This window comes from Microcystis sp. M079S1, assembly GCF_020246425.1.
Classification (GTDB): domain Bacteria; phylum Cyanobacteriota; class Cyanobacteriia; order Cyanobacteriales; family Microcystaceae; genus Microcystis; species Microcystis aeruginosa.
This window is the reverse complement of the sequence record NZ_JADBSZ010000129.1, coordinates 1-9,841: the sequence shown is the minus strand read 5'-3', so window position 1 is coordinate 9,841 and position 9,841 is coordinate 1. Positions and strand designations below refer to the sequence as shown.

Annotated in this window: 12 protein-coding genes; 5 read left to right on the top strand and 7 right to left on the bottom strand. The window is 43.9% G+C overall.

Annotation, left to right across the window (positions count from 1 at the left end; translation table 11 throughout):
- Nucleotides 1-293: 293 nt before the first annotated feature.
- The 3 genes from IM456_RS08465 (at nucleotide 294) to IM456_RS08455 (ending at nucleotide 2,449) form a co-directional block, all read left to right on the top strand.
- The gene (locus IM456_RS08465; protein ID WP_149987584.1) at nucleotides 294-1,481 is read left to right on the top strand and encodes a glycosyltransferase; all 1,188 of its coding nucleotides are present in this window, start codon (nucleotides 294-296) and stop codon (nucleotides 1,479-1,481) included.
- Nucleotides 1,482-1,763: 282 nt separating this feature from the next.
- Nucleotides 1,764-2,030, top strand: a complete 267-nt coding sequence (locus IM456_RS08460) for a hypothetical protein (protein ID WP_046661765.1) — start codon at nucleotides 1,764-1,766, stop codon at nucleotides 2,028-2,030.
- Nucleotides 2,027-2,449 (top strand): type II toxin-antitoxin system VapC family toxin, encoded by a 423-nt coding sequence (locus IM456_RS08455; RefSeq protein ID WP_149987585.1) that lies wholly within the window; start codon nucleotides 2,027-2,029, stop codon nucleotides 2,447-2,449. The genes IM456_RS08460 and IM456_RS08455 overlap by 4 nt, the downstream gene beginning before the upstream one ends.
- A 26-nt stretch (nucleotides 2,450-2,475) precedes the next feature.
- Here IM456_RS08455 and IM456_RS08450 read toward each other — a convergent pair whose 3' ends face one another.
- From IM456_RS08450 to IM456_RS08425, 6 genes are all read right to left on the bottom strand, one after another.
- Nucleotides 2,476-2,715: an antitoxin gene (locus IM456_RS08450; RefSeq protein ID WP_149987586.1), complete on the bottom strand. Its 240-nt coding sequence runs from the start codon at nucleotides 2,713-2,715 to the stop codon at nucleotides 2,476-2,478.
- Nucleotides 2,716-2,737: 22 nt separating this feature from the next.
- Complete coding sequence (locus IM456_RS08445) at nucleotides 2,738-2,950, bottom strand: type II toxin-antitoxin system HicB family antitoxin (protein WP_002793068.1); 213 nt, start codon at nucleotides 2,948-2,950, stop codon at nucleotides 2,738-2,740.
- 9 nt (nucleotides 2,951-2,959) lie between these two features.
- Nucleotides 2,960-3,781 carry a hypothetical protein gene (locus IM456_RS08440; protein ID WP_287692383.1) on the bottom strand — a complete coding sequence of 274 codons (822 nt, stop codon included), beginning with the start codon at nucleotides 3,779-3,781 and terminating at the stop codon, nucleotides 2,960-2,962.
- Nucleotides 3,774-4,547: a hypothetical protein gene (locus IM456_RS08435; RefSeq protein ID WP_287707059.1), complete on the bottom strand. Its 774-nt coding sequence runs from the start codon at nucleotides 4,545-4,547 to the stop codon at nucleotides 3,774-3,776. Before IM456_RS08435 ends, IM456_RS08440 begins: the two co-directional genes overlap by 8 nt.
- A gap of 209 nt (nucleotides 4,548-4,756) precedes the next feature.
- The gene (locus IM456_RS08430) at nucleotides 4,757-5,638 is read right to left on the bottom strand and encodes a tetratricopeptide repeat protein (RefSeq protein WP_149987588.1); all 882 of its coding nucleotides are present in this window, start codon (nucleotides 5,636-5,638) and stop codon (nucleotides 4,757-4,759) included.
- 34 nt (nucleotides 5,639-5,672) lie between these two features.
- Entirely contained in the window at nucleotides 5,673-5,819 is a 147-nt protein-coding gene (locus tag IM456_RS08425) for a hypothetical protein (protein WP_002740204.1), read from the bottom strand.
- On the opposite strand from IM456_RS08425, the gene IM456_RS08420 reads away from it, so the two are divergent.
- On the top strand, nucleotides 5,761-7,245 hold the full coding sequence (locus IM456_RS08420; RefSeq protein WP_287692379.1) for an efflux RND transporter periplasmic adaptor subunit: 1,485 nt from the start codon (nucleotides 5,761-5,763) through the stop codon (nucleotides 7,243-7,245). The genes IM456_RS08425 and IM456_RS08420 overlap by 59 nt on opposite strands.
- A 174-nt stretch (nucleotides 7,246-7,419) precedes the next feature.
- Nucleotides 7,420-8,637, top strand: a complete 1,218-nt coding sequence (locus tag IM456_RS08415) for an ABC transporter permease (RefSeq protein WP_287692377.1) — start codon at nucleotides 7,420-7,422, stop codon at nucleotides 8,635-8,637.
- Between the two features lie 603 nt (nucleotides 8,638-9,240).
- On the opposite strand, the gene IM456_RS08410 is transcribed toward IM456_RS08415, so the two are convergent.
- Nucleotides 9,241-9,672, bottom strand: a complete 432-nt coding sequence (locus IM456_RS08410) for an NUDIX domain-containing protein (protein ID WP_149987591.1) — start codon at nucleotides 9,670-9,672, stop codon at nucleotides 9,241-9,243.
- Between the last annotated feature and the right edge of the window lie 169 nt (nucleotides 9,673-9,841).

Here is a 9,841-nt window from a genome sequence, read left to right as displayed (position 1 = left end):
TTTTAGTTTTTCTATTAAGCTCAACATATCTTTCAAAAGTTCGCGTTCACTTCTCATTTTACCTGACAGTGATCGCTTTTACTTTTGATATTCTGATGGGAGAATGAAACAGCCCTACTTGATAAGGGGGGTGCCGATAGGCGGGGGGATCCCCCTTAATAAGGGGGGTGCCGATAGGCGGGGGGATCCCCCCTGCCCCCCTTGATAAGGGGGGTGTCTGACAACTTTTAACACCTACCTACTTACTCTTTTTGACCTGTTCCCTATTCCCTCATCAAAAGGCCGACTAGCTTATGACATTTTTCTTATTATTAGTTACTTTCCTATCGCTGATAATTTGGTTATATTTAATCTTAGCCAGGGGACAATTTTGGCTATCTAACCAAAAAATTAATCCTGTCACTTCTCCCTTAACAAATTATCCAAAAGTCTCGGCAATTATCCCCGCACGAAACGAAGCCGACGTTTTACCTATGAGTTTAACCTCCCTCTTTAACCAAGATTATCAAGGAGAACTTTCGATTGTTTTAATTGACGATCAAAGCAGTGATGGTACGGAAAAAGTTGCCCAAGAAATTGCTGATAAATATCATAAATCTGGACAAATAACTATTATTTCTGGACAACCTTTAGAGATAGGATGGACGGGTAAATTATGGGCAATGAAACAGGGAATAAAAGAGGCTACCGAGAAATTCGCACCCGATTATTTTCTCTTCACCGATGCCGATATTGCCCACGCAGCAGACAATTTAACCCAATTAGTTACTAAAGCAGTACAGGAAAAACAAGCTTTAGTTTCCCTGATGGTGTTGCTACGCTGTGACAGTTTTTGGGAAAAATTTCTTATTCCTGCCTTTGTTTTTTTCTTCGAGAAACTCTATCCTTTTCCCCTAGTTAATAATCCTAATTCCCCGATAGCAGCCGCCGCCGGGGGTTGCATTTTAATTCGCCGAGATATCCTAGAAAAAATTGGCGGTATTGAGATTCTTAAACAAGCTTTAATTGATGATTGTTCTTTGGCGATTGCGGTTAAAAAATATCTGCAAAATCACCCCGAAAATAGCGAGAGTTCCATCTGGTTAGGATTAACAGAAAGCACCTATAGTCTCCGTCCCTATCCAGATTTAGCCAGCATTTGGAATATGGTAGCCCGCACCGCCTTCACACAACTAAATTACTCAACACTTTGGTTAATCGGGACAATTTTCGGGATGTTTTTAACCTATTTAGCCGCCCCCTTGGGCTTAATCTGGGGATTGGTCTTAAAAGAAACATCAATTATCATAATTAGCGCCGTCACCTTATTACTAATCGCCCTCTCCTATAGCCCGACTTTAAGACTATATAAATTATCCCCTCTGCGGGCTTTAACTTTACCCCTAATTGCCCTCTTTTATAGTTTAATGACCGTCGATTCTGCCCTGCGTTATTGGCGCGGTCAAGGGGGAGGTTGGAAAGGGCGAGTTTATCCTAATTAGGGTTTGCTGAATAATGGTAAAACCCTTTTAAAATAGGTCTTTTGACCTGTTAAAATCTGATGTTAGTGCAAGAAAATAGTAACTGAAAAAGTCCAGTAGGGTGCGCCCTTCGATAGCGTAACGCACCAAATAAATTAATGATAGATAAGAACTCTTGCAAATTAATTATATGTCATAAAACATTTTACCATTTGGGGATGGGGGGGTGAGTGCGATTATCTGTAGTGCGATCATGGATTTTCAACTATAATCAAAGATATTGATTTATCCCATGAGGTAACAATGTTATCGATTAATCTAGATCGAGAAACCGAGAACTATCTAGCAGACATCATTTCCGAAGAGAATATTAGCTCAGAAGAACTTCTGAAAAAACTCATTTACGAACATTGGCAAAGCTTAAAACCGCGTAAAACTTTATTACAACGCCGGGGAGGTCATCCTCAGCATCTTTTAGAAAATGCTCCACCTGATTTGTCATTGCGAGAAAACCGCAAAAAAGTAGTGGCAGAATATATCCAAAACCACCATCAGCAAGATCATTCATGACAAATTATCCCCCCAAAATTATTACAGATAGCAGTATTTTATTCGCCTATTACAGTTCCCAAGATAATTATCATCGGGCTGTCGTCAACTTTTTTGAACAATGTTCCAGCGACTTGATTACAACTGTTGCTTGTATAACAGAAGTAATGTATCTTTTAAGCCATGATTATCGAACACAAAATGAATTTTTAAGTGATTTATCCCACCAGCTTTATCAATGTATTCCCCTTTTACCACAGGATTTTGCCAGAATCATACAACTTAATGAACAATACGCTGATCTACCGGGAGATTTTGCAGATCTATCTTTAATTATTATTTCTGAAAGACTTAATATTTCTGCAATTATTACCTTAGATAGTGACTTTGATATTTATCGCCGTTATCGAAAAGAACCTTTTGAACGAATCTATTTATAACAATAAAATTTCAGGGCTATTTTATTCTAAAACGTCATGTCATCAAGGGGAAGCAACCCTTCATCTATATCAGAAAAATTGTCTGTAATGTCTGGCAAAGTAGTCAGCAAAGAAAGTAGAGAACCAGAAGAAATCGGCTCAATGATTAAGCGATGACCTTCTTTGCGTAACAAAACCTCTGTGCTTGATAGGGCAAGTTCAGGAGGAATCGTTAAGACTTGCTCTTGTCCACTTGTTAGTAAAGAAACCTGACGTAAGTTTTGCATCTGTTGACCTCTTTTTTAATGATCACCTTACTATAATAGACGCTTCTAAGACAGAATATTCAGTATCTAAAACTTCTACTCCAAAGGTTTCAATATGAAAACGGAGTGCTGATTTCGCATCTTCTAGCGCTTCTTGATATGATTCGCCTTCGCCAATGACAACACCTTCAATACCTAAAGGATAAGCAATATAGCCATCTGGGTGTTTTTCGACAATTATTTTAATGCTTTTCATAATTATTTTTTAAATACATTTTCCCAATTCATCAAGCAAATCCATCGCCACCTCTAGCCAGTCCACCGCATCCTCTGAAGACGGCTCAGGCGTTGCTTCCCTTACCCCTTCCGGACGCGAGACTAAGGGTTTAAAATTCTCATGATTCTCGCTGGCCTTCTCTTCTAAAAACTCCTTTAATAGCGTCGGACGCTCATAGTCCTGCCGATAGTCCCAGACCCAGTTTAACACTGTGATTACCTCCGCTCGCTGTTCCGCCGACCAGCCTTGTTTATCGATATACTGCGCCATGATTTGCTGACAGTTTTCCCACCGACGGTAAGCCTCCCACAGCGCCGATATAGGTTTCCTCATCGCCAAGGACACCGCACCGCCTTCTGGGAAATCCTGGCGCAGATCCGAACTCAACAGAACCCCAGTTAACCAAGCTCTTCCTTCCCCTAACTCGATTAAAATATAGGCTAGGGTTGCCGGATTTAGGTCAATTTCGACCCTAACTTGGCTTAAATCCAACAGTTCTGCACCAGAGTCTTGGGGAATCAATACAGCTTCTAGTTTACCTAGCTTGGGTAGTACCACTTGAGCATTATCAGCCGCCGCAGCATCTACCTCTATCCCATGCTCTTCTAGATAATCTGTCAGCACCGCCGCCGCTAAGGTGTTCTGACGAAATTCCCCAAAGCTGGGATAGGGAACCCAAACAGAGTCGGCTAAATCTGTTTTAGGGTCTAAACCCGCAAGTTTAGCTAACTCAACCAGATCATCTGTATCTGCATTAGCAAGACGCAGGTACAGTTCTTCAACTTCTCGAATAAAATCTGCATCACTCATAACGTAATACCTGACGACTTAGATAGGGTTGGGTTTTATGCTTTAAAAATAACTTAGCGAATCCTAACTCAAATACGTTCAATTTGTGTCCAGAAATATCATCTTTAAATAAATTTTCTAAACCCGTAATCACAACCTGACGCATTTCAGGAGTAAATGTCGCTTCCACGCCACAGGATATGTCCTTGTTTTTAATCAACATTTTACCCAAGCAATCAGCTAATTCCCCAATCAAAACAGGCTCACCCGATTTATTCTCAAAAACCCACACAGGCTGCTCATCCGCTCCCTTGTGACTAATTTGCGCTATTTTAAGCTGAAACTTATCCCCCTGAGACTTTTTTTGACGCTGTTCTCCAACTCCCTTTAAGCTTGCTTTCGATAAATCAGGAGTTACTGATCCTTCTAGTTGAGACTTGCTTTCCTTTTCTCCCCCTAACTGACGTTCAATCTCCAACTCCCTTGGTAAAATCTTTTTCAACGCCTCATTTCTCAACTCAGAAGGCATTTGGCCATTCTCCAGTTTTAAGCGTAACTCTCCCCCCCGCAAACCAAACTTAACCCGTCCAAAAGAAAAATCAAGCCACTGCTGATTAAAATTAATCCGCACTGATAGGGCGATCGCCTCTGGATCAGACTTTTTCAAAGGCGAAAAAAGTCCCTTCGACTCAGGCGCAAGGGGTTCTCCCGAAATCTCCAAGTGCAGACATTCAGGATACTTATTATCATGTTCTGTCACCGCAATTGCCCTTGATTGCTTTGCCATCATCCTAGGCCTTTCAAACCCTTAACTATAATAATTGTACTGTATGTGGGGTTTGCGGCAAAAAGTTTGTTGTTTTGCTAATAAAGTCCCAAAACCATTTTTTAGCAAAGCTGCTACCGATATTCAGCCAGCCCTAATTAGTTAGAGCAAGCCTCAAGAATTCCTAGCAAATTAACTAAGGGGTTATCTTAATGCTTGCTGCTATCAGCTTAATTTTCTTCCTCCACTTCCGGGGTTGGTTGTGGTAAACGAGCGATAAAATCTTTCATTTTGGGATGATTAAACATTTTCTCCGTATCTTGCAGAAGACGTTGACCCCAGAGATTTTCCCCCAAAAATTCTAGACTGACATAACGACTATCGCTAGTGAGAGCGGCCTGAGCTAATTTGATGCCCTCCTCAGTTTTCCCTTGACTATAAACAGCCACCGCAATAGCTAACTGAGGTTCCGGCTGTTTAGGATCAATTTTCAAAGCGGCCCGCCAATCTTTAAGAGCGGCTTCCTTGTCACCCTGTTCGTATTTAACTAAACCAATATTATTAATAGCCGGCCAAAAATTTTTATCTTGACTAACAGCTTTTTCGTAAGCTGCAATCGCCGCAGGATATTGTTCTAACTTGAGATAGGAATTACCCAGATCAAAAAGAGCGGGGGAGATATCGGGTTTCATTTGCAAACCCGCTTCAATCTGGGCAATAGCAGACTGGTAATCTTGATTCTGAAAATAGGCACTACCGAGGGAAAATTTAATATTAGCGTGGGCATCGGCGGGAGCAAGGGACAAAGATTGATTTAATGCCTCGATACCGAGTTGCACCTGATCGTCTTGCAGATATAAACTACCGAGAATAAACCAAGTTTGATAGAGATGGGGGGCTAACTGCACCGCTAACTTAGCCCGTCCGAGGGCCGCATCGGTACGGCGAAAACGAGCTAATTGGATGGCATCTTCGGCGATTTCAATTCCCGCTTGTTCCATCTGTTCTAACTCCGGTTCGATGGCGTAGGGGAGTAGCACTTGGGAAAAAGCCGGCGGGCTGCCAGCGACGAAAAAAATGAGCAAAGAAATGATTAATTGAAGTTTTGGCACAGTTTACCCCCGCGATAGGCCTTTTTTAATCAGTCTATCTCGCTTGGGAGTTGTTGGCTAAAGAAACAACAAAGGCAACTCTAGAGACGTTAGTATATAACCAATTAACTTTTGGCTGATCGATGGCAATAACCGTGTTGGGAAAATCAAATCGCCCCCTATTTTGGATATTCGGACTCATGGCTAGTGGTTTTCTGGCGGTGGGAGTGGTTTCTTATCGCTTGCTGCAAACACCTCCTCCTGGCCTAGAATTGGCGAAAATGACCGTTCCTGCTCGACGGGAAACCCTCGCTGTGGAAATTAAAGCTAGTGGTAGGGTGGAACCAATCCAAAGTGTCAACATTAGCCCGAAAAACCCCGGCCGATTAGTGCGATTATTGGTGGATCAGGGCATGATCGTTAAAAGGGGACAAACCCTCGCCGTCATGGATAATTTAGAGGTGTATGCTCGGGGAATGCAGTCAGAAGCGCATCTGCGGGAAGCTCTAGCCAGTCTGGAACAGGCTAAACGCAGTATTCCCGAAGATATCCGGCAATTACAAGCCCGATTTTATCAGGCCCAGGCCAGTTATAAGCAATTAGAAGCCCGTTTAGCTCAGGCCAAAGAAAGAATTCCGAAAGATTTAGACCAACTGCAAGCTCAGGTACAAGCAGCCCAATCCCGTTTTCGACTAGCAGAAAATCGGGTTAAACGCAATGAAAATTTAGTCCGGGAAGGGGCGATCGCCCAAGACCAATTTGATGCCGTCCTCAATGAATATCTCAACGCTAAAGCCAATTTAGACGAATCGATCCGCCGTTTGGAACAAGCAGATAAAACTGCTTCCCCAGAAGTGGCGGGAATCGAGCAGGAAATGATCCGAGCGGCAGCATCGATCGCAGAAGCGAAATTTGCCCTCGAACAACGCCAAAAAACCCAAGAAACCGAGCTTGCTCGACTAGAATCATCTGTAGCGGCCGCTAGGGCCGATTTAGAGCAAATTAAGATTCAATACCGCGATACGGTCATTACTGCTCCCTTTGATGGCATCATCACCCAAAAATACGCCACCGAGGGTTCTTTTGTCACTCCCACCACTTCGGCCTCTAGTACCGCTTCCGCCACTTCCACCTCGATTATCGCCCTAGCATCGGGATTGGAAGTGATTGCTAAAGTGCCGGAAGTAGATGTGGGTTTATTGCAGCGCGGCCAACCAGTGCGAATTGTCGCCGATGCTTTTCCTGAAGAAGTCTTTGAAGGTCGAGTTATTCTCGTGGCTCCCGAAGCGATTATCGAGGATAATGTTACCTCTTTTGAGGTCAGAATCGGTTTGGTGACGGGACGGGACAAACTCAGATCGAAAATGAATGTGGATGTAACTTTTGTCGGCCAGCAGTTAGATAATGCCCTCGTTGTGCCGACTGTCGCCATTGTCACCCGGGAAGGCAAGTCAGGGGTTTTAGTTGCCGATGCCGAAAATAAACCCAGTTTTAAACCCGTTTCGATCGGTTTGGTCTTGGACGATAAAACCCAAATTTTATCAGGTTTGGAAGCCGGAGAAAAGGTCTTTATCGATCTCCCCGAAGGGGCCGAAGATACCTCGAAAACTAATAAAAAATCTCAATAATTTTTCTTAACAAATATATCCAAATTGTCTTTTTTATGATCGGGCAGGAGTCAGGATTCAGGAGACAGGATTCAGGAGACAGGATTCAGGAGACAGGATTCAGGGACAGGAGATTATTTTATTTATTCTCCCCACACCCCACACCCCACACCCCACACCCCACTGATAACTGATATGTTTATCATCGAAAGTTTAAAAATGGCCGTCTTCACCCTGGCGGCTAATAAAGTGCGTAGCGGCCTGACTATGTTAGGAATTATCATCGGTAACGCTTCAGTAGTGGCCATGATCGGTATTGGCCAAGGGGCGCAAACCTTAGCCAATGACCAGTTTGCTAACTTGGGACCCAATACCATTTTTGTGGTGCCAGGGTCGCGACAAGCACGCAATACCACCGTTAATTTACCGAAAACCCTGGTTTTAGCCGATGCTCAGGCGATCGCCGAACAGGTTCCCACCGTCGCTGAAGTCGCCCCGGAAATAAACGCTCGTTTCCTGATTTCCTATCGTAATCGCAACATGACGGCTCTAGTCACGGGAAGCACCCCAGAATACGCTTCTGTACGCAATTTTACCCTAGAAAAAGGTCGTTTTATCAATAATATCGATCTAGCCCGCAACAAACGGGTAACAGTGATCGGCCGTGAAGTGGTAGCGCAACTTTTCCCCACCCAAAATCCCCTCGGGCAACAGCTGCGGATCAAAAATCTCAGTTTTGAGGTAATCGGTATTTTAAAGGCGAAAGGCTCCTTTTTTGGCAATAATCAGGATGAAATGCTGATTATTCCCCTTAGCACCATGAACTCGCAACTGGTGGGCAAAACCGGACCCTACGGTGTCGAGTTGAGTTGGATTAGTCTCACTGCGCGATCGGGGGAGGAAATCCGCGCCGCTAAGTTCCAAATCCAGAATCTCCTGCGTTTACGCCATAAAATCGTCGCTGAGGATGATTTTCGCGTCGAAACTGCTAAACAGATGATCGAAATCTTCGGCACGATTACCCAGGGTCTCACCCTACTTTTGGCTCTAATCGCCGGTATTTCCCTGATTGTCGGTGGTATCGGGGTGATGAATATTATGCTCGTTTCGGTTTCGGAAAGAACCGGGGAAATCGGACTAAGAAAAGCGATCGGAGCCAGAGAACAGGATATTCTCTTACAATTCCTGATTGAATCAACTCTCGTTTCCATCGCTGGCGGTGCGCTTGGTATTCTCTTCGGTGCAGGAGCGATCGTTCTAGTCTCCAGTTTCTCTCCCCTAGCTGCCACTGTTTCCACCAGCGCCGTCGCCCTTTCTTTGAGCGTTTCCACGGGTATCGGTCTCTTTTTCGGCGTTTTTCCCGCCTATCGTGCCTCTAAATTGGAGCCGATTGTCGCCCTCAGAAGTGTCTAAGCTGCCCGCGCATTAGTGAAGGGATTGGCAGAAATTCCGCTAATCTCAGGATAGGCGGTTAAAATGCGCCTTAGCTGAATTTTTTAACGTTTCCTTAAGTAGTCGTGCAAAATTAATTTCCTAGTCGAGACAGGAGACGGGAGACGGGAGACGGGAGACGGGAGACGGGATACAGCTATTAGGGATCGGATTTGAGTTTTCAGTTCTCTGTTTGCTCACATCAGCAGAAGTCTGACGGAGTAGTGGCTTAGATGTGTAATTAATTGTGCTTAGATACTTATAGCGTTTCCCAATCTCATGATGTACACCAAAATCTTAACTCCTGACTCCTCAAAACCTAAGACTCTGTACCTCACAACTATGGAAATTGCTATAAATCTCTAAATAGACTATAGCGTTTCCTAAGCTAGTGAGGTACACCTATTTTTCTTCCCTTTTGCCTTCTGCCTCTTGCCTTTTGCCTAAAACCCATCACTTTTGTACCTCAGCAGACTGAAAAACGCTATATTTAATTGATTATTATTTATTCTTAATTCTCCTGACTCCTGACTCCTGGCTACTGACTCCTAACACTAACAACAATTTTTGATTTTTACAAGAGGTCTAATGTGTGGGACGGATTTGATAATCCCGATAACGACGATAATCATTGAGAATGCGATCGTGATCAAAGCATAAAGGTTGGGGGAATTCCCAGAGATGAAAAATCCCGACTTTTTTGGCATCATCGGCAGCGATCGGTTTTCCTTTTGCCGTGGCGATAAAAACGATACTAATGGTGTGTTGACGTGCATCGCGGCTAGGATCGGAATAGACGTGAAATTGCTCGATTAACTGCACCTCTAAACTGATTTCCTCGTAAGCTTCCCGAATGGCCGCCGTTTCCACTGATTCACCGTAGTCCACGAATCCCCCCGGAATTGCCCAGCCAAAGGGCGGATTTTTTCTCTCAATCAGCAGGATCGGACGGTGGGGCGAGTCGATCAGTTCGATGATAATATCAACAGTGGGGGCAGGATTGCGATAGTTTGTCATTTTTTTCAGTTATCAGTGAACAGTTAAGTAGGGTCTGCTGAAAAAGTTTTTCCTGGGGGTAGGAGTCAGGAGTCAGGAGTCAGTAGCCGGTCGTTTCAGGCTTTGTTGCCCTTGTTTTTTGTACCAAGCGATGTACCACAAGAAGGATAATGCAAGGTTTTTGAAAGTC